General features: G+C 28.9%; 18 protein-coding genes and 1 other RNA gene. 7 read left to right on the forward strand and 12 right to left on the reverse strand.

Features of this window, described 5'->3' with window-relative positions; all coding sequences use genetic code 11:
• Position 1: 1 nt before the first annotated feature.
• Positions 2-961, reverse strand: coding sequence for a Gfo/Idh/MocA family protein (locus AC3ATN_RS05930; RefSeq protein ID WP_487532356.1), 960 nt, complete (start codon positions 959-961; stop codon positions 2-4).
• A 66-nt stretch (positions 962-1,027) separates the two neighbouring features.
• On the opposite strand from AC3ATN_RS05930, the gene AC3ATN_RS05935 reads away from it, so the two are divergent.
• Entirely contained in the window at positions 1,028-1,669 is a 642-nt protein-coding gene (locus AC3ATN_RS05935) for a protein-L-isoaspartate(D-aspartate) O-methyltransferase (protein WP_487532329.1), read from the forward strand.
• Here the strand turns inward: AC3ATN_RS05935 and AC3ATN_RS05940 are convergent.
• The gene (locus AC3ATN_RS05940) at positions 1,666-2,265 is read right to left on the reverse strand and encodes a low molecular weight phosphatase family protein (RefSeq protein ID WP_487532330.1); all 600 of its coding nucleotides are present in this window, start codon (positions 2,263-2,265) and stop codon (positions 1,666-1,668) included. The two genes, AC3ATN_RS05935 and AC3ATN_RS05940, sit on opposite strands and share 4 nt — an antisense overlap.
• A complete protein-coding gene (gene smpB / locus AC3ATN_RS05945) occupies positions 2,262-2,723 on the reverse strand; it encodes an SsrA-binding protein SmpB (RefSeq protein WP_487532331.1) in 462 nt (153 codons plus the stop codon). The genes AC3ATN_RS05940 and smpB overlap by 4 nt, the downstream gene beginning before the upstream one ends.
• 129 nt (positions 2,724-2,852) lie before the next feature.
• Here smpB and glyA point away from each other — a divergent pair, with 129 nt between their 5' ends.
• Entirely contained in the window at positions 2,853-4,124 is a 1,272-nt protein-coding gene (glyA, locus tag AC3ATN_RS05950) for a serine hydroxymethyltransferase (RefSeq protein WP_487532333.1), read from the forward strand.
• Here glyA and AC3ATN_RS05955 read toward each other — a convergent pair.
• Positions 4,110-4,523 (reverse strand): acyl-CoA thioesterase, encoded by a 414-nt coding sequence (locus AC3ATN_RS05955; RefSeq protein WP_487532335.1) that lies wholly within the window; start codon positions 4,521-4,523, stop codon positions 4,110-4,112. The genes glyA and AC3ATN_RS05955 overlap by 15 nt on opposite strands.
• Complete coding sequence (locus AC3ATN_RS05960) at positions 4,516-5,541, reverse strand: glutaminyl-peptide cyclotransferase (RefSeq protein WP_487532337.1); 1,026 nt, start codon at positions 5,539-5,541, stop codon at positions 4,516-4,518. Before AC3ATN_RS05960 ends, AC3ATN_RS05955 begins: the two co-directional genes overlap by 8 nt.
• 82 nt (positions 5,542-5,623) lie before the next feature.
• On the opposite strand from AC3ATN_RS05960, the gene ffs reads away from it, so the two are divergent.
• From ffs to fsa, 3 genes are all read left to right on the forward strand, one after another.
• Positions 5,624-5,722, forward strand: an RNA gene (ffs, locus tag AC3ATN_RS05965) — signal recognition particle sRNA small type.
• A 6-nt stretch (positions 5,723-5,728) separates the two neighbouring features.
• The gene (locus AC3ATN_RS05970; RefSeq protein ID WP_487532339.1) at positions 5,729-6,532 is read left to right on the forward strand and encodes an SDR family oxidoreductase; all 804 of its coding nucleotides are present in this window, start codon (positions 5,729-5,731) and stop codon (positions 6,530-6,532) included.
• Positions 6,533-6,543: 11 nt separating this feature from the next.
• Complete coding sequence (gene fsa / locus AC3ATN_RS05975) at positions 6,544-7,197, forward strand: fructose-6-phosphate aldolase (protein ID WP_487532340.1); 654 nt, start codon at positions 6,544-6,546, stop codon at positions 7,195-7,197.
• Here fsa and AC3ATN_RS05980 read toward each other — a convergent pair.
• Positions 7,194-8,570: a hypothetical protein gene (locus AC3ATN_RS05980; RefSeq protein ID WP_487532341.1), complete on the reverse strand. Its 1,377-nt coding sequence runs from the start codon at positions 8,568-8,570 to the stop codon at positions 7,194-7,196. The two genes, fsa and AC3ATN_RS05980, sit on opposite strands and share 4 nt — an antisense overlap.
• Before the next feature lie 84 nt (positions 8,571-8,654).
• Here AC3ATN_RS05980 and AC3ATN_RS05985 point away from each other — a divergent pair, with 84 nt between their 5' ends.
• The gene (locus AC3ATN_RS05985; protein WP_487532342.1) at positions 8,655-10,277 is read left to right on the forward strand and encodes an ABC-F family ATP-binding cassette domain-containing protein; all 1,623 of its coding nucleotides are present in this window, start codon (positions 8,655-8,657) and stop codon (positions 10,275-10,277) included.
• Positions 10,278-10,281: 4 nt separating this feature from the next.
• Here AC3ATN_RS05985 and AC3ATN_RS05990 read toward each other — a convergent pair whose 3' ends face one another.
• The 6 genes from AC3ATN_RS05990 to AC3ATN_RS06015 all read right to left on the reverse strand — a co-directional run bounded on the left by AC3ATN_RS05990 (position 10,282) and on the right by AC3ATN_RS06015 (position 18,984).
• Entirely contained in the window at positions 10,282-11,943 is a 1,662-nt protein-coding gene (locus AC3ATN_RS05990) for a sodium/sugar symporter (protein ID WP_487532343.1), read from the reverse strand.
• 87 nt (positions 11,944-12,030) lie between these two features.
• The gene (locus AC3ATN_RS05995) at positions 12,031-12,261 is read right to left on the reverse strand and encodes a putative signal transducing protein (protein ID WP_487532344.1); all 231 of its coding nucleotides are present in this window, start codon (positions 12,259-12,261) and stop codon (positions 12,031-12,033) included.
• 6 nt (positions 12,262-12,267) lie between these two features.
• Positions 12,268-12,942 carry a hypothetical protein gene (locus tag AC3ATN_RS06000; protein ID WP_487532345.1) on the reverse strand — a complete coding sequence of 225 codons (675 nt, stop codon included), beginning with the start codon at positions 12,940-12,942 and terminating at the stop codon, positions 12,268-12,270.
• An 11-nt stretch (positions 12,943-12,953) separates the two neighbouring features.
• Positions 12,954-15,380 (reverse strand): phenylalanine--tRNA ligase subunit beta, encoded by a 2,427-nt coding sequence (pheT, locus tag AC3ATN_RS06005; protein WP_487532346.1) that lies wholly within the window; start codon positions 15,378-15,380, stop codon positions 12,954-12,956.
• A gap of 55 nt (positions 15,381-15,435) precedes the next feature.
• Entirely contained in the window at positions 15,436-17,535 is a 2,100-nt protein-coding gene (recG, locus tag AC3ATN_RS06010) for an ATP-dependent DNA helicase RecG (RefSeq protein WP_487532347.1), read from the reverse strand.
• Positions 17,536-17,664: 129 nt separating this feature from the next.
• Positions 17,665-18,984, reverse strand: coding sequence for an amidohydrolase (locus AC3ATN_RS06015; protein ID WP_487532348.1), 1,320 nt, complete (start codon positions 18,982-18,984; stop codon positions 17,665-17,667).
• Positions 18,985-19,072: 88 nt separating this feature from the next.
• On the opposite strand from AC3ATN_RS06015, the gene AC3ATN_RS06020 reads away from it, so the two are divergent.
• The gene (locus tag AC3ATN_RS06020; protein ID WP_487532349.1) at positions 19,073-21,385 is read left to right on the forward strand and encodes an ATP-dependent helicase; all 2,313 of its coding nucleotides are present in this window, start codon (positions 19,073-19,075) and stop codon (positions 21,383-21,385) included.
• The last annotated feature ends 56 nt before the right edge of the window (positions 21,386-21,441 follow it).

Raw genomic sequence — 21,441 nt, forward strand, 5'->3', positions numbered from 1 at the left:
TTTAATATGAATCTATAATTCTCATTGCAGTCTGCAGTGCTAAATACCCATCATTTAAGTCTACGATTGGTTTTTGTTTATTTGTTATTGACTTTGCAAATGAGTTTAATTCGTTAAGAATAGCATTTGAATTTTCAATATTTGGATTTTCAAAATAGAGTTCTCTTTTAACTCCCTCTGAGTTTTCAAGAATCATTGTATTTTCGTTTGAGTTAGGGTTTATATCTTTCATTTTAACAATTTCTGATTTTTTATCTAAAAAATCTATTGCTATGTATGCATCCCTTTGAAAAAATCTACTTTTCCTCATATTTTTCATAGAAATTCTACTTGCGGTTAGATTAGCAAAACACCCATTTTCAAATTCAATTCTAGCATTTGCTATATCTGGAGTATTACTAATTACTTTAACTCCTGACGCATTAACAGATTTTATTGGTGATTTTACTAAACTTAGAATTATATCAATATCATGAATCATCAAGTCTAACACAACCGGAACATCAGTTCCTCTTGGATTAAATTCTGCAAGCCTGTGAGTTTCAATAAACATTGGATTTGTTATATGTGATTTAGAAGCAGTGAAAGCGGGATTAAATCTTTCAACATGACCAACCTGACCACATAGTCCTTTTAATTTTGAAATTTCAATTAGTTCTTTAGCTTCATTTATCGTATTTGTAATTGGTTTTTCAATAAAGATGTGACAATTATTTAATAAAGCTAATTTTGCCATTTTATGATGAAATATTGTTGGGGTAACAATATCTATAACATCACATTTTAAAGTTAATTCTTCAAAAGATTCAAAAAACTTATAATTAAAACTTTCAGAAACTTTTTTTGCATTTGACAAATCAGAATCGTAAAAACCTATAAGATTATAATATTTCGATTGATTTAAAAGGTTTAAATGTATCTTACCTAAATGACCTGCGCCACAAACACCGACATTCAACATATCTTTTTTTGTAAAAATACAATTCTTCATTAAATATTATGGTTAGTCTTAATTACTTTTGTTTAAATGTTAGACAGTAGTAAGAATAAAGGCCTAAGAAATCAATTAGTTTTAATACTTAAAGAAAAGGGAATTAAAGACTTAAAGGTTCTTAATGCAATTAATTCAGTTCCAAGGCAATGGTTTATGGATCTTGGAATAGATAGCTACGCATATTCAGATAAAGCTTATCCAATAGGTGAGGGTCAAACTATTTCTCAACCCTATACGGTTGCTTATCAAACTGAATTGTTAAAAATAAAAACAAGTGATAAGATTTTAGAAATAGGTACAGGTTCAGGATATCAAACATCTATTTTGATAGAATTAGGTTGTAAAGTTTATAGTATGGAGAGACAAAAATCTTTATTTAAAAAAACTAATTTGTTATTTAGAAAACTGAAATGGAAACCAAAAAGACTTGTTTTTGGAGATGGTTATGAAGGGCTAAAAGAAAATGCACCCTATAATGCAATATTAGTAACAGCAGGCGCCCCTTTTGTGCCAGGCAATCTCCTTGATCAATTATTAATTGGAGGTAAATTAGTTATACCAATAGGGGATAATGAACAAGTCATGACCAGATACACAAGAGTTTCTGAAAAAAAATTTAATAAGGAAACATTTGGAAAATTTAATTTTGTGCCTCTGTTAAAAAATAAAAATTAAATATTTTCAAATAAATACTTCAATGTAGATGCTATTTCCATATTGGTTTTAGAATAATAAATATTTTCATTATTTGTTCCGTCCATTAATTTGGGATCTTTAAATGGTAGAAAAAATTTGTATTCTGCTCCATGAACAATAGGACAATTTTTATCAGCACTTTCACAATTAATTATTGCTATGAAGTTTGTTTTAGGGTTTGAATTACAATTAAATAGTTTTGAGTAAATTTTGATCTTATTATTTGAATCTCCATAATCTATTGACAAAGTTGAATTTATGACTTTACTTTCTTTTGTTATATTAAAACCGACTTGCTCTAATAACAAAATTACACCCTCATAAACTTCAGTTACTTGAGTTCCACCTGAGAAAGAAAAGATATTTTTCTTATCAAAATACACACTTAATGTCTCACTCCAAATCTGAGAAAGCTGACTTCTTCTTGAATTATGAGTACATATATAATTTAATTTAATGGCTTGATCTGTATTTCCAATAAGTTGAATTAATGAATCAATTTTCTTTTTTTTAATATTTTGGAGATTATTAGTGTTTAGTTTTTCAATAAAATTTAATATTTTGCTATTTATCATTTTTTAAATGACTTTTTGATTCTTTCAATATTTCTTTTGTTGTCCCTATCTTTAATGCTTTCTCTCTTATCATAAAGTTTTTTTCCTTTAGCAAGTGCGATACGTAATTTGGCAAAACCTTTTTCATTTACAAACAACTTCAGGGGAATTATTGTTAAACCTGAATTACTAACCTCTTTATTGAGTTTTTTTAATTCTTTTTTATTTAAAAGTAATTTTCTACTTTGTTTTGGCTTGTGATTATAGGTGTTTCCATGATCATATTCTTCAATAGACATATTAACAACAAAAAGTTCACCTTCATCGTTAAACTCACAAAAGCTGTCTGTTATAGTTGCTTTACTATTTCTTATTGATTTTATTTCAGTTCCCGTTAAAACTATTCCAGCATTATATTTGTCAAGAAGTTCATATTCAAACTTTGCCCTCCTATTTTGAATGTTTATATTTTTTATCACAACACAAATGTACAATTTCAATTTATAGATATAAATGTTTATTTAATGTGAACAACTTCATTTTTATTTTATTTAATGAACACAACGAACATTTAATAATCTTTAAATTTGTATTCATAAATAATAAATATGAAAGACCAGGAAATTTTTAATCTTATTAACGACGAAAATAATAGACAGCTTAATGGTATTGAACTTATTGCGTCAGAAAACTTCACTAGCCCCGATGTAATGAAAGTTACAGGTTCAGTTTTAACAAATAAATATGCAGAAGGTTATCCAAATAAAAGATATTATGGTGGTTGTGAAGTTGTTGATAAAGTTGAAACATTAGCCATAGAAAGAGCAAAAAAACTATACGGTGCTGAATATGCAAATGTTCAACCTCACTCAGGTTCCCAGGCCAATACTGCTGTTTTTCATGCATTTTTGAATCCAGGTGATAAGATATTAGGATTTGATTTATCTCATGGTGGTCATTTAACACATGGATCACCTGTGAATTTTTCTGGAAAACTATACAATGCAAATTTTTATGGTGTAAATCGTGATACTGGAATTCTTGATTATGATAATATTGAAAAATTAGCTGAAAAAATAAAACCTAAAATGATTATAGCCGGTGCCTCTGCATATTCACGTGATATTGATTTTAAAAAATTTAGATCAATTGCTGACAAAATTGGATGTTTTTTATTAGCAGATATCTCCCATCCATCAGGAATGATTGCTTCAGGTCTCCTTAATGATCCACTCCCTCATTGCCACGTTATCACAACTACAACCCACAAAACGCTAAGAGGACCAAGAGGTGGTTTAATTTTAATGGGTAAAGACTTTGATAATCCTTTTGGTGAAAAATTAAAAAACGGATCATTAAAAAAAATGTCAAACTTATTAAATATGGCAGTGTTTCCTGGGAATCAAGGAGGTCCATTAATGCACGTAATAGCAGGTAAAGCACTAGCTTTTAAAGAGGCACTCTCCCCATTATTTAAGGATTACCAACAAAGAGTTATGTCTAATTCACGAACTATGGCTAAAGCTTTTATTGATTTGAATTATAATATTATTTCTAACGGTACTGATAATCACTTAATGCTAATTGATTTAAGAAATAAAAATATTAATGGAAAAGATGCTGAGCAAGCTTTAGTTAAAGCAGAAATTACTGTAAACAAAAATATGGTTCCTTTTGATGATAAATCTCCATTTGTTACTTCAGGAATAAGAATTGGAACTCCAGCTATAACTACAAGAGGGTTGAATTCAAATGAAATGCCCTCCATAGTTGAACTAATTGATCATGTTATAAAAAATCATGAAAATGATAGAGAACTTAAAAATGTTGCACTAAAAGTTAACTCTTTAATGAAAGGAAGAGAATTATTTAACTTTTAAGTCCAATGGATTGATTAGTTTAATTATCTTATTTGGGATTGATAAAATCTTTCTATCCTTCAAATTATCTAGATAGCACCATTTAGTACAAATTCTAACAAGCAACTTATCATTATTTTTATTGTGAAATTCAACTATTCTATTAAGAACTGGACCTTTAACATTTGAAATATATGTACTAACCTTAATTATATCTCCTAAAAAACTTCCCATCCTATAAATAATATCGTGATGACGTACCATCCATATTCCAATAGGAAATTTTACATCTTCTGTTAAAAATATCCAGTGAGATTTTGCAATATCTTGAGCCCAATATAAATATTGAACATTATTTACATGATTTAGATCATCAAGGTGATTCTTTAAAACTTTTATGTTGGTTGTAAATCTATTCATTTGATTTGTATATTTTAACTTCAAAAAGCTTACTCCAGTTTTTCCCTGTTAAAAAGAATGATTTTGAATTTTTATTATATGCAATACCATTTAAAACATTTAAAGATTTAATCTGCTCTACTTGATTCTTCAAACCACTGAAATCTATAACTCCTTCTACCATTCCAGATTTAGGATTAATAATTAAAACGACTTCTTTATTAAACTGATAGGTGTTTGCATATATTTTACCATCAACCCATTCAAGTTCATTAATTTTATTAACAGTCTTGTTATTTGTCATTACTTCGATATAACCTATTTCTTTTAGACTTTTAGTATCTAAAATCCAAATCTTATTTGTTCCATCTGATTTATAAAAATTTAAACCGTCATTACATAAACCCCAACCTTCATTACTCTTACCATATGAAAATGATCCTTCTACATTTGATAAAGATTTATCGTAAATAAAACCAATATTTTCCTGCCATGTTAGTTGGTAAACATTATCATTTAATATTGAAAGACCTTCTCCAAAATAATTTTTATTCAATTTTTTTTCATTAATGATAGATCCGTCTTTATAATTAGTTGATCTAATTTTAGATTGACCTCTGAGTCCTGTACTTTCAAACAAAATATCCCCATCAAACTCTAAACCTTGTGTATATGAAGTTTTATCGTGAGGGTATGAGTTAATTATTTTATATGAATACAATTCTGGTGAATTAGTTGCGAATAATGTAAATTCTTTATTTAAAAATATTTTATCACCCTTGAGAATTAATTCAGCTTTAATTTCGTGTTTTCCTAATTTCAGATTAGATAAGGTATATGGAGGTTTAACCTCATTTCCATCAATATAAATAATTTTCTCAGGAATTTTCTCCAACTTAGTTGATGTTATTTGAATTTTAAGAGTGTCGTTTGGATTAAATTCAGATGAATTTGTTGTGATTTTAAAAGATAACTGATTTTGTGAACCACAATTCATTAATAGAAAACTAATAATTATTGGTTTAAATAAATATTTCATTTTAATTTATTTGAAACGAAGTTAAATAAAATTAAATTTTAAAGCCCATTGTTGACATTAATCTATGTGGTATATTTGTAATGGGCAAGTCCTACACAATCAGCTCCTGTCAAATCCCCCAGGGTGGGAACGCAGCAAGGGTAGATGGTTGTAGCGATGTGATGTAGACAGCTTGCCCTTTTATTATATGGCTAAAGTTGTTTTAATTACAGGTGCTTCCTCAGGTATTGGAAAAGCTACAGCAGAATACCTTTCAAATAGAGGTTTCCGCGTATATGGCACTAGTAGATCCCCAAATAAATACAAAACCCCAAAAAATTATTCTTTGTTATCGCTTGATGTTAATAATGATTTATCAATTGATAAATACATTGAAGAAGTACTTGAAAAAGAAAATGTAATTGATATTTTGATAAATAATGCAGGTGTTGGAATTACAGGTCCAGGTGAAGAAACAAATATTAAAGCAATGCGAGAGAATTTTGAAACTAATTTCTTTGGTCCAATAAAATTGATGCAAAAAACACTTCCTGTAATGAGAAATAATAAAAGTGGTTTGATCATTAATATTACTTCAATAGCTGGTTATATGGGATTACCATTTAGAGGTTGTTATTCAGCTTCAAAGGCAGCAATGGAAGTTTTTACAGAATCTATTAGAATGGAAACGAAAAGGTTTGGTGTTAATATATTGACATTAGCACCTGGAGAATTCGCCACTAATATAGCAAATAGAAGGTACCATTCTCCTATCAAAAATGGAGCATATGAGAATGTATATAAACAAAGTTTAAGTAAAATGAATAAGCACGTTAATGATGGAAATGATCCAGAAGAAGTTGCAAGAAACATTTATAAAATAATATTAACAAAATCACCAAATGTTCACTATAAAGTAGGTGCACATTTTCAAAAATTTTCTATCTTTTTAAAAAAAATATTACCCGATTTTTTATACGAAAAAATCTTAATGAATTATTACAATCTATAAATTAATTAATTATGAAATTCTTTATCGATACTGCAAATATTGAACAAATAAAACAAGCTGAGGACCTTGGAGTTCTTGATGGAGTTACAACTAATCCTTCCTTAATGGCTAAAGAGGGAATAACTGGACAAGAAAATATTCTAAAACATTATGTAAATATCTGTAAATCTGTAAGTGGAGATGTTTCGGCTGAAGTAATAGCTGTTGATTTTGAAGGAATTGTAAGTGAAGGAGAAATACTTGCAAAACTTCACCCTCAAATTGTTGTAAAAGTTCCTATGATTCCTGAAGGAATCAAAGCAATTAAGTATTTTTCTAATAAGGGTATCAAAACAAATTGTACTTTAATTTTTTCATCAGGTCAAGCTTTACTTGCTGCAAAAGCAGGAGCTACTTATGTTTCACCATTTATTGGAAGACTTGATGATATTTCACAAGACGGTATGTTCCTAATCGAGGAAATTAGACACATATACGATAATTATGCATTTGAAACAGAAATACTAGCAGCTTCAGTTCGTCATCCTATGCATATTATTAACTGCGCTAAAGCAGGAGCTGATGTTATGACAGGACCACTAAGTGCAATAATAGCTCTATCAAAACACCCACTTACTGATTCTGGTTTAGAAAAATTTTTAGCGGACCATAAAAAAGGAAATTAGAGCTGATCTAAAAAATTAAAATCAAAAATATTTCCAAATCCATTGATTATCTTTCCGTCAGGATCAGTTATAATTGCTTTATTTAAGAGTGTAATTATCCATTTTTTACTTGCATTTTCAAAGTCTATAATTGCAAATTGTTTTCCGTTATCTAGGTCTAACATTTTATTAACTTGAAGTGCAATTTTATTCAACGGCTGAATAGAAATTCCCACATACTGATAATTTGGTTTATTTAATTTTAATTTTTCAATTATATCTAATGTTCTCTTGTAGTGGTTCATTTGGGATTGGGACCAAAAATATATAACAGTTGGTTTATTATTGAATATTGAATTACTACTTACAGTATCAAGTTTTGAATTTTGAATTGATATTTCTGGAAGTGAGGACCCTAAATACATTTTTTTAATATCATTGTGAAGACTTAGAACCTCTGCTAAAAACTTAGTATTAGAATTAACGGCAAAATAGTATTGTAAAAAATTCTCGTGTTCTGAATGATTATCAAAGTTTAAAACTTCATCGAAGGCAATGGCTCTAGCTAAATTATTTTTTAACTCTCTCCCAAATATTTTATTTTCTAATACTTGAAGTCTTTTTATATTAAAATCAGTTTCATTTTTAGACTTAAAATAATAATTTAAACTATCTACTGAATTTTCGTTTAAAAAATTAAGAACATAATCAATATATGGATCGAAAAAGGCTAAGTCAGTTTCTTCAAAATTTAAAAATTGTCTGTAATTAAAGTATGAGCTGTCTTTGGATCTAACTAGGTTTTCGGCTCTCAAAATAGCGTATCTTTCTCTTCTTGTACCATAAGGATATACATAAGAAGCCATGGTAACTTTTTGGGCAAAATCAGATAATTGGTTTATGGAGTCCATCAAAATCCATTGTTTCTTCTTTTGATTTACTAAAGAATCAATAATTTTAGAAAAAAATTTGCTTTCCAGAGAATATTTAGAGGAAAGAAATTCATTCTCCATTTCTATATTGATTTCCATATCCATTAAAAAATTATTTTTACTGGACCCTTTTCCACTAAAAACGATGGATTTTTTAAATTCAGCAGCATTTACTCTTACCCATAGACTATCACCAGGCTCGATTAATAAAGTTTGATATTCAGGAATATGTTCTAATTTATATATTCCAGGTTCTAAATTGACAAAAGTTTTTTTAAAACTATTATTTGAATCTAAGACTAGACAATCAATTGTGATGTTGTTTTTATGAAGAATTAAATAATTTGAGGTTGGGTTTATAATTTGACCTCCAAAAAATATACTATTATTTTTTATCTGATTTGAACATGATATAAAACTGATAATTAAAATACTATGTATATAAATTTTATAATTTTTCAAAAAAATATTTTAAACTAATAATTTTCAATTTATAAAATTAATAGGTTTTCTTTATTAGAATTACCTATTTTCGCAAAAAAAAATATGCTTTCGGTAAACAACCTTTCTGTTCAATATGGAAAAAGAGTTCTTTTTGATGAGGTGAATGTTACTTTTTCTGCAGGGAATTGTTATGGAATTATAGGTGCAAATGGTGCAGGAAAATCAACTTTTCTAAATATCCTTTCTGGAAATCAAGATGCAAACTCAGGTAATGTAAATCTTGAGATAGGAAAACGACTCTCCGTTTTAGAACAAAATCACAATGCCTATGACCAATGCCAGGTTATTGAAACAGTTTTAAGAGGTAATAAAGAATTGTTTTCTGTTAAAAAAGAAATGGATCAGATATATTCAAATGAAGACTTTTCAGAATCTGATGGAGACAGAGTTGGGGAGTTACAACTTCTCTATGAAGAAATGGATGGGTGGAATGCTGATAGTAATGCAGCCGCGTTACTATCCAATTTGGGAATTTCAGAATCAATACACTATAGCAATATGATAGATGTTGATGTAAAACAAAAAGTAAGAATTTTATTAGCACAGGCATTATTTGGAAATCCAGATGTTTTGATAATGGATGAACCCACAAATGATTTAGATTATGACACAATCAACTGGCTAGAAATATTTTTAAGTAATTATGAAAATACAGTTATAGTTGTATCTCATGATCGACATTTTCTAGACGCAGTATGTACTCATATTTCAGATATTGATTTTAGTAAAATCAATCATTTTTCTGGAAATTATAGTTTTTGGTATGAATCTTCTCAATTAGCAGCTCGACAAAAAGCTCAATCAAATAAAAAGGCAGAAGAAAAAAAGAAAGAATTGCAGGAGTTTATTTCACGATTCTCTGCAAATGTCGCTAAATCAAAGCAAGCAACCTCAAGAAAAAAAATGATTGATAAATTAAATATTGAAGAAATAAAGCCATCTAGCAGAAGATATCCAGGTATCTTATTCGAACAAGAAAGGGAGGCAGGAGATCAAATATTAAATATTGAAAAACTTAAATATGAAATTGATGGGGAAATATTATTCAGTGATATAAACTTAAACTTGACCAAAAATGATAAAGTAATTGTTTTCAGTAAAGATTCAAGAGCAGTATCTAGTTTTTTTAAAATTCTAAATAATGAACTACTACCTAGTTTAGGAAGTTTTGATTGGGGAATAACAACTACTCAAGCATATTTACCAATTGATAATAATTATCTTTTTAAAAAAACACTTTCATTAGTTGATTGGTTAAGGCAATGGACTGAAGTTGAAGAAGAAAGAGAAGAGTTGTATTTAAGAGGTTTTTTAGGAAAAATGCTTTTTACTGGAGAGGAAGCACTAAAAGGTTCAAATGTTTTATCAGGAGGAGAAAAGGTAAGATGCATGCTATCTAAAATGATGATGAGTCGATCTAACGTTTTAATTTTAGATGAACCTACAAACCATTTAGATTTGGAGTCCATAACAGCTTTTAACAACGCATTAAAAAAGTTTAAGGGCACACTTCTTTGTTCGACTCAAGACCACTTATTTGCTCAATCACTAGGTAATAGGATAATTGAACTCACTCCAAAAGGAATAATAGATAGACATCTGACTTTTGACGAATACATGACTGATGATAAAGTAAAGGAGTTAAGAGTTAAGATGTATTTATAACATTCTACCAAAAAAAACTGTAAAGTCCAACTAATACTATCATTAATGCAAATGAACCTATATTGAATGTAGGGCTTGTATCAAATATACCTTTGTTAAGTTCAATTCCTTTAGAATCAGAATTAATTTTGTTTTCTCTGTAACTAACAGACATAATGACAAGCATTGTTAAAATTGCTGTAATTGCCATCTGATCAATAAAAGGAAGGGTAGGAGCAAGACTATTTAAAATTGTATCACTGAACCAGCCTTTTGGACCAATTTTTAAGAACATAGCTATTGGAATTGAGAAAAGAGCACCGTAAATAGCACCTTTATTGGAAGTCTTTTTCCAAAATAATCCTAATATGAATACTGCAAGAATTCCTGGGCTAACAACCCCGGTATACTCCTGAATAAATTGAAACGCTTGGTCAATACCTCCTAATAGTGGAGCCATAATTGTTGCAATTACAAGGGCAAAAGCAGCAGACAATCTACCAACATTTACTACGGTTGAATCATTTGCATTTTTATTAAAAAATGGCTTATAAATATCCATGGTAAATATTGTAGCGGTTGAGTTTAGCATAGATGCTAAAGATGATACAATTGCTGCAGCAAGAGCAGCAACCGCTATTCCCTTCAAGCCAGTTGGTAAAAATTGCATTAACCACGGGTAGGCTTTATCTGCAGATCCTTCGTTGGGAATATTTGATAGGCCTGTCTCTCCCAATGTAGATAAAATTGTAGGATCATTTACAATAACATATGCTGCAATACCAGGAATAACAATTATGAGTGGAAGAATCATTTTTAAACTAGCAGCAAATAATATACCTTTTTGTGCTTCTTTCAAAGATTTTGCAGCTAATGTCCTTTGAATAATATATTGATTAAAGCCCCAATAATAAAGATTAGCAACCCACATTCCTCCTATTAAAACGCCAATCCCCGGCAAATTCATATATTCTGGATTACTTTTCTCAAGAATCATATCAAATTTTTCTGGAACAACGTCATATAATTTATATAAACCATTAAACATTCCTTCTCCACCAGAAACTGTATTTAAAGCTAAATAAGAGGTTATTAGTCCACCTATTATGAGAACTATAACTTGGATAATATCTGTCCAAGCAACAGCAGATAGTCCTCCATAGAGAGAATATGCAGCTGCAAAAAGTGCAAGCCCTATAACTCCTTCAATTAATTCAATCCCTAATATTGTTTCTAATGCTAAACCACCTAAGTACAAAACTGAAGTTAAATTCACAAAGACATAGAGTCCAATCCAAAAAATTGCTAAGATTGTTTTTAATTGACTTGAAAATCTTTTTTCAACAAATTCTGGAATGGTATAAATTTGTTTATCAATAAAAATTGGAAGAAAATATTTTCCAACAATAATCAATGTAATTGCTGCCATCCATTCATAAGATGCGATGGCAAGTCCTACAGCAAAACCCGAACCAGACATTCCGATAAATTGCTCAGCTGAAATATTAGCTGCAATTAATGATGCGCCAATAGCCCACCAAGGCAGTGATTTGCTTGCAAGAAAATAATCTTCAGCACTTTTACTTTCTCCTTTTTTATCTCTTGAAACCCATAATCCAACGCCAAGTATTACAAATCCATATAGAGCAAAAACTACATAGTCAAGAATTTCAAAATTTGTATTCATATTAAACGAAAATAAAAGTTATCTATATTTTATTAGTTAGATAAAACAATTTTCAATATATATAATATATAATTAAAAAGGCTTTAATTATGTGTTATTTGATTTAGTAAATTCTTTAATAAGATCAATAGCATTAATTTTTTCGTCTTCATGAACAAACACATCCTGTAAGTAGGGAATAGCTGATCCAAATCCAGCAAGTCTTGCTGACTCTGATTGGTCCTTGATGATTGGTATAATATAATTCTGTTCAAGAATATTTTTGACAGATAAAACTATTATTTCTGGTCCAGTGTATATTTTAAAATAAGAGTTCATAAAAAGTTAGGACTTGTTATATTTACTATTCCAGATTTGAGGATTAAAATTTTTACCCAAGGCAACCCCTAAAAATAGTACAATGGAGACAATAGCTTTAAACATAAAAAGGAATAAAAGCCAAAAAGATGAAGTATCTGGAGTTCTTGTGAAAATTTCTATGGGAGTTAAAATAGTAATTAAATAGCTGGTACATAACAATGTGATTAATAAATTAATTAATGATTGAAATGGCCACATTCTAATTTTTCTTAAAGGGTTTAGGTCATTTCCCCATTTATGAATTAAATAAAAATAGTTATTTCCAATCGGAGCAAACATTAAAGGATCATCAGAATTTTTTAAACGAAACATAATTGACGGAGCCATTATCTTAAAACCATTGATTTGAGAATCATGATCTAGCTCAAGTGCTTTAATATTTTCGATGGCTTGAATAGGGATTTCACCTTTGAAAAAATCAATATCAAGAAAGCGTAGACGGTAGTTAATACACATTTTTTTTATCGAGTTAAGATGAACAATTTTATCTGTATCAAGTAAATCAATATCAAATTTGTTAGTCTGTTTTTTATAATTTAAGTGATTTGTAGAATTAAAATGTTTGACGTCAAAATTCTTTTTATTTTCTTTAATAAGAATATGTTCTAAATTTGTTTTGTTGAAAATATTTAAATTCATAGCTATAATAATTATCTTAATTGGGCGTTAAATTCTTGTTCAAATTGTTTTTTTAATTTACTCATAACTTTATCAATATATTTATCCGTTAAGGTTTTCCTTTTATCAATAAAAGTAAATCTGATTCCATATGATTTTTTATTTTTTGGTATATTACTCCCTTCATAAACATCAAACAAATCAATTGATTCAAGAATGTTTTTTTCGATTTCATTTGACAATTTGACTATAGAGTTGAATGAAATACTTTTATCCAGTAAAAGAGCAAAATCTCTTTGAATAAATGGAAATTTTGGTATTTCAGAGACATGAAATGATTCAGATAAATTTAATTTATTAATAGAATCAATATTTATAATACAACCATAAACTTCTTGATCAATTCCAAAATAATCTCTGATTGATTTACATACAAGACCAATGTGACCTATTTCTTTATGATTTATCTCGATTGACAAACCTTCTGAAAATAAATCATAATTAAGAGTTTTGAATTTTAACTTTTTAAGATTTAAACCATTTAAAATTTCACTTATTACACCTTTTAAATAAAAAAATGGTGGAATTTTATTATCACTACTCCAATGGTAACTTTCATTAGATTTTACAATTCCTGCAAACAATGATTTATTTTCTATGTTTTTAGAATTTTCATTGAAATATATTTTTCCAATTTCATAAATTTTAATATTCTTCTGTTGTCTGTTTAAATTAAATGAAATTACTTCCAATCCGGAATATATTAAAGTCTTTCTTAGCTGAGATAATTCAATCCCTAAAGGGTTAATGATTTTAATACTTTTTAATTTATCTAAACTTATATTTGAAAGCTTATCGTATGCTGGATTTGTAATTGAATTGTTTATGACTTCTGAAAACCCCTTACTAACAAATTGTTTAGAAATATGCTCATTCACTTCAAATTTATTATGAATGTTAAATTCAGGTAAATTAATTTTTAAATATTTAGAACTTGTGATGGAATTATATCCATAAACTCTTAAAATCTCTTCAATAATATCAGCAGGTCTTAATACATCAACTCTAAACCTGGGAATTATCAAAGCCACTCCTTCATTGGATACTGTTTCAATTTTAATTTCTAGTGCATTTAATATATTTGTTAAATCTTCTTTAGGTATGTTTTGTCCAATAGTTTTATTGAGTTTTTCATAAGATAAAAATACTTTAATTGGATCTGGTAAAGGTTCACAAACTTTTTGAATTGAACTAGAAACGCTAGCATTAGCATATTTAATCATTAAGAGTGCAGCACGCTTTAAGGCAACTTCAGTAATTTCAGGATCTATTCCTCTTTCAAAGCGAAAAGAGGCATCAGTTGAAAGTCCATGTCTCTTAGCACTTTTTCTAATAGTGACAGGATCAAAATATGCGCTTTCAAGAAAAACATTTTTAGTTGTTTCATTAACTCCAGAGGAAATTCCACCGTAAATACCAGCTAGGCAAAGGGGTTTGATATCATCACATATCATTAAGTCTTCTGATGATAAATTGACTTCAGTTCCATCGAGAGTTTTAAATTTTGTATTTTCCTTTAGATTTTTAACAATAATTTTACCTTCAATTTTGTCTGCATCAAAACAATGTATGGGTTGACCGATATCATGAAGTACAAAATTTGTTATATCAACAATATTATTTTTTGGAGAAATACCTATTGATCTTAAAAAAGTCTGCATCCATAAAGGGGAAGGAGCAATCTTTACATCAATTAAAGTGATTCCAAAATATCTAGGGCAAAATTTTGGATTCTTGACTTCAATATCAATTTTTTTTGTATTTGATCCTGAAGGAAATAAATCCACGGGAGGGAAACTCCAATTATATTCAATCTTATTTTGGATGAGTGAAGCTTTTAAATCTCGAGCAACGCCCATATGGCTCATCGCATCAGCTCGATTTGGAGTTAAACCAATATCAAAAACATAATCTTCACTTAAATCAAAAACTTGAGTACAAGGAGTCCCGACAGGTATATCATCATTTAAAACCAAAATCCCATCATGAGAATCTCCAAGACCAAGTTCATCTTCAGCACAAATCATACCATTACTTTGTTCACCTCGAATTTTACTCGACTTAATTAGTATTTCATCTCCATTATTGGGGTATAATTTTGTTCCCACAACAGCTATTGCAACTTTTTGACCCTTTTCCACATTAGGTGCTCCACAAATAATTTGTAAAGTTTCAGATTCACTAACTTTAACTTGAGTAAGTTTTAAACGGTCAGCATTTGGATGTTGAATACAACTAATAACCTCTCCAACTAAAACTCCTTCTAAATTTCCTTTTACGGTTTCAAATAAATTTAGTCCTTCGACTTCGAGTCCTAAAGAAGTGAGGTGGGTACTGATTTCGTCAATTGTTAATTTAGACTTTATGTAATTATTTAACCAGTTGTAAGATATTTTCACAAAATATAATTTAATTGAAATCAAAAATTAATACAAATATAATGCATCAAATTCTTTAGCTGATATAATTCCATATGTTTTTAAAAGTTCCGATTTCAGAAAGAGTATGCTTAATACATTGATTTGATTTTTTATCAAGATTCTGATCAGTTTCTAATATTTTTTTTGCTGATTCTCGAGCAAGGATTAGTATATTATTATCATCTATTATATCAGCTATTTTAAGATTTAAAACACCGCTTTGTTGAGTTCCCATAAGATTCCCTGGACCTCTAAGTTTTAAGTCTACATCAGCTATTTCAAATCCATTATTTGTGCTAACCATCGTGTTTATTCTTAATTTGGAATCAGATGATAATTTATTTCCAGTCATTAACACACAATAACTCTGATCACTTCCTCTTCCTACTCTTCCTCTGAGTTGATGTAACTGAGATAATCCAAACCTTTCACTACTTTCAATTACCATTACTGATGCGTTTGGAATATTTACACCAACCTCAATTACTGTTGTTGAAACCATTATTTGAGTTTCACCATCAATAAACCTATTCATTTCGTATTCTTTATCCTCATTTTTCATCCTACCATTAAGAATTGATATTTTATACTTTGGAAGAGGAAATGATCTACTTATACTTTCATATCCATCCATAAGATCTTTATAATCTAATTTTTCAGATTCTTCAATTAAAGGGTATACTATGTAAATTTGTCTTCCTTTTTCAATTTCATTTTTAATAAAACTAAATACTGATAATCTTTTACTATCATCCATATGTACTGTTTTTATTTTTTTTCTACCCGGAGGAAGTTCATTTATTTCAGAAATATCTAAATCACCATATAGAGTCATTGCAAGAGTTCTTGGAATAGGAGTAGCTGTCATTACAAGAATATGGGGGGGAAGTTTATTTTTTCTCCAAAGTTTAGATCTTTGCGCAACACCAAACCTATGTTGCTCATCAATAATTGCTAGACCAAGATTTTTAAAAATAATAGGATCTTCAATAAGTGCGTGGGTTCCTATTAAAATATGAATTTTACCTGATTTTAACCTTTCTAAAATTGGAACGCGTTCACTTTTTTTAACACTACCTGTAATGATAGCAACACGTAACCCAATTTTTTTTGATAATTCGTCAAATAGTTTAAAATGTTGTTGAGCAAGGATTTCAGTTGGTGCCATTAAACAGGCTTGATAATTATTATCAATTGAAATTAGCATACTCATAAAAGCAACTATAGTTTTACCAGAACCAACGTCTCCTTGAAGTAATCTATTCATTTGACGTCCAGTCCCCAAGTCTTTTCTTATCTCCTTTATTGATCTAACTTGAGCTTTAGTTAATTTAAAAGTTAGATGATCATAATAAAAACTATTAAAATACTTTCCAACATTTGAAAAAATATATCCCTTAATCTTATCTTTTCTTTGTTTATTTTTAATAAGCATTTGTATTTGCAAATAAAAAAACTCTTCGAATTTTAATCTTTTTTGAGCTTCAGCTAATGCTTCAGAATTTTCAGGAAAATGAATATTTCTTAAAGCTTTGTCTTTAGAGATTAACTTTTGATTTTTTAATAAATTTTCCGGAAGTGTTTCTCTAAAAATATTATTGTAGGACTCAAAAAATTCATAAAACATTTTTCTAAAAATATTTTGAGTAATTCCAGAGTTAATTGATTTTTCTGTTGAAGGATATATAGTGTTAAATGATACTCTTTTTCTAGATTTAAACAAGCTTAATAGCTCAATCTCTGGATGAGGCATGTTTATTGTGCCATTAAAGTTATTAATCCTTCCAAATACAACATAGGGAGTGAATAATTTTAAATTTGAACTTATCCACTTATGCCCTCTAAACCATACTAAATCAATTGATCCAGTTTCGTCTTCAAAAGTGCCTACAAGTCTTGATTTATTTTTATTCTGAATAGTCTTCAAGTTTATTAAAGAACCAATTATTTGAATTTCTGATGTAGATATAGGTAATTGATTTATCTTATAAAACTTGGTTCTATCTAAATATCTATTTGGAAAAAAATTTAATAAGTCTTGTATAGATTTAATTCCAAACTCACCATTTAACAAAGAAAGTCTATTTGGACCTACACCTTTTAAATAGACAATTGATTTTTGTAGCTCATTCATTTACCAAATAGAATTAATGGATTTAAAAAAAATCATAACAAAAATTAATATATCAAAAATATAATTATAATCCTTTTCAATCTCAAATTGAACATATGTGTTTATGAGTTAACTCTCCACTAGTTAAAGTTATAATTGGTTAATTTTAAGATAATCTAAAGCCAAGCCTGTCATAGTCTTTATACCCAAAAGCATAGATTTGTCAGAAACAAAAAAATCAGGAGTATGATGAGACGGCGCTTCATCTTCAGGAACAGAAAGAGGTGTGCCTCCTAAAAAATAATATAAACCAGGTATCTCATCTTGAAAGTAGGAGAAGTCTTCAGCACCAGTAACAGCATCACTTAATATTACATTTTCCTTAAGTGCTATTGATTCTAATGTAGGTAACATCATTTTTGTTAAATCAGGATCATTATATGTTATGGAGGCTCCATCTGTTATAGTAATTGAAGCTTTTGCTCCATAAGCAGATGCAATTCCCGTAACAATTTCATTCATTCTTCTTCTGATTAATTCTTTCATTTCAATATCTAGAGTTCTAATGGTTCCAATCATTTGTAAACTTTCTGGAATAATATTAAACCTTATCCCTGAATGTATAGAACCAATAGATATAACGGCTGCTTGTTTTGTTAATTCACTATTTCTACTTACAATTGTTTGTATTCCAGAAATTATTTGAGAGGATACTAAAATAGGATCGATCCCAAGCCAAGGTGAAGATCCGTGAGACTGTTTTCCAACTACATCAATTACAAATCTTTGAGATGCAGCCATAATTCCTTTAGGTCTGTAATTAATTTTACCAACATGCAAACCTGAACTTATATGCAATCCAAAAATGGCATCAACATCTGGATTTTTCAAAACACCTTCTTTAATCATTTGAAGTGCACCCCCGGTTTCTCCTTCTGGAGCTCCTTCTTCTGCAGGTTGAAAAATAAATTTTACAGTTCCCGAGAAGTCATTATTATTTGACAGTATTTCAGCAACACCCATCAATATTGCAACGTGTGTGTCGTGACCACAAGCATGCATTACTCCAGTATTTCGATTATTGTACTTTGAAATAACATTCGACTTATAAGGTAAATTATTTCTTTCAGTAACTGGAAGTGCATCCATATCAGCTCGTAACGCAACAACTTTTCCTGTTCTTTTGCCTTTTAGTATTCCAACTACACCTGTGTGGGCAACTTCAGTTTGAACATCTATTCCTAGGCTAATTAGATGGTCTGCTATTTTTTTTGCTGTTTTAAATTCTCTATTGGAAAGTTCAGGGTTTTTGTGGATATCATGTCTCCATTCAATAACCTTTTTTCCAATATTAAGAATTTCATCATTGATTTTATTATTTAAAGTATTATTTTCCTGAGCATTAATTGGTAAAATAAATATAAATAGGAAAATAAATATTTGAATTTTGTTAATAATATATTTACTCATGGGGTTGTAGTTTTTGTGAAACATAAGATCTTTATAAAAGTATATAAATCTATAACATTCCAAGAATTAATCATCATGTGTTTTTTTTATGAATAAAGATAATATTGATTTTATTAATGAATTAAATGATGCTCAGAAAGCACCCGTAATTCATAAAGATGGACCTTTAATTGTAATAGCGGGAGCAGGGTCAGGAAAAACAAGAGTTTTAACATATAGAATAGCGTATCTAATTCAAAAAGGGGTTGATTCTTTTGAAATTTTATCATTGACATTTACTAATAAGGCAGCCAGAGAAATGAAGGACAGAATTTCACATTTAATTGGCTCATCAGAGGCAAAAAATTTGTGGATGGGTACTTTTCACTCTGTGTTTGCTCGTTTACTTAGAGCAGAAGCTGATAAAATTGGTTTTCCCTCAAATTTTACAATATATGATACACAAGATTCTGAAAGATTAATTGGAAGTATCATTAAAGAACTCCATTTGGAAAAAGATATTTACAAGACTAAACAGGTTAAAAATCGAATATCCGCTTTTAAAAATAGTTTAATTACAGTAAAGGCATATTATAATGACTCAGATTTAATTGAAGCTGATAAAATGGCCAGACGACCTAAGATGGGTGAAATTTATAATGAATATGTTGAGAGATGTTTTAAAGCTGGTGCTATGGATTTTGACGATTTATTATTAAGAACAAATGAGCTTTTGAATAGATTTCCGGCTGTCTTATCAAAATATCAAAATCGTTTTAAGTACATATTAGTTGATGAATATCAAGACACTAATCATTCTCAATATTTAATTATTAAAGCATTATCAGATAAATTTCAGAATATTGGTGTAGTAGGGGACGATGCACAAAGCATTTATGCCTTTAGAGGGGCAAACATTAATAATATTTTAAATTTTCAAAAGGATTATGATGATGTTAAACTTTATAGACTAGAACAGAATTATAGATCAACTAAAAATATTGTTAATGCAGCAAATTCAATAATTAATCATAATCAATCAAAGATTGATAAAGTTGTGTGGACTGCAAATGATGAAGGTTCAAAAGTTAAAATTAGGTGTTTAGCTTCTGATTCAGATGAGGGCAGGGCAGTAGCCTCTATTATTTTTGAAAATAAAATAAATAATCAAAAAAGAAATAAAGATTTTGCAGTTCTATATAGGACTAATGCTCAATCTAGGGCAATAGAAGATTCATTAAGAAAAAGAAATATCCAATACCGAGTTTATGGAGGACTTTCCTTTTACCAAAGGAAAGAAATTAAAGATGTTCTAGCATATTTAAGAATTACTGTAAATCCTAAAGACGAAGAAAGTTTTAAGAGAGTTATTAATTATCCAACCAGAGGAATAGGCTCTACCACAATTGATAAATTAATTATAGCTTCAAAAGAAAATGATTTAACATTGTTTGAAGTAATTGAAAATTTATCAAAATTAAATACTACAATAAATAGTGGAACAAAAGAAAAGTTAAACTCATTTTTAAATATTATTAAGTTATTTCAAATTGAAAATAAGAAACTCAATGCACATCAATTAACTGATTTAGTTATAAAAAAAACAGGAATTATAAATGTTTTAAAATCAGAGGGAACCCCCGAAAATATTTCTAAAATTGATAATATTGAAGAGCTTCTAAATGGTATTCGTGATTTCACTGAAGGACAAGTAGAATTAGTCGATGCCTCAGGAAGCATTAGTGAATTTTTAGAAGATGTTGCACTAGCAACAGATTTTGATAATGATAAAGATCCAAGTGCAGATAAAGTATCCTTGATGACAATTCATTTAGCGAAGGGGCTAGAATTTCCCGAAGTATTTATTGTAGGACTTGAGGAAGATTTATTTCCTTCAGCAATGAGTTTAAACACAAGAGGTGAATTAGAAGAAGAAAGAAGACTTTTTTATGTAGCAATAACTAGAGCAAAAGAAGTAGCTCACATAACATATACCCAATCCAGATACCGTTGGGGTAAATTAATTGATGCGGAACCAAGCCGATTCATTGAAGAAATAGATTCTAAATATATTGAAAAAAACGTTGTTAACCACAACAAAACAAGACCATTGTTAGATTCTACAATTTTTGGATCACATAATATCAAAAATGATAAAAAAGAATTTAATTCCATTTCAAAACCCAATCCATCTCAACTTTCAAAACTTAAAAGAATATATAATACTGACATTAATGCAGACTCAAAAAGTGATATAATTAAACTTGTAGTTGGAATGAAAGTAGTACATGGACGTTTTGGTAAAGGGAAGGTAATTTCTATTGAAGGTGCAGGAAGTGATAAAAAAGCAGCCATTAATTTTCAAGGATTTGGTGTTAAGAATTTACTTGTAAAATTTGCCAAATTGAAAATTGAAAAATAACAGTTGGTTAAATATTTTTAAGAAAACTTTAGGAACTTTAAAAAGCAAAACATGTT

This window comes from Candidatus Marivariicella sp., from assembly GCF_983056325.1.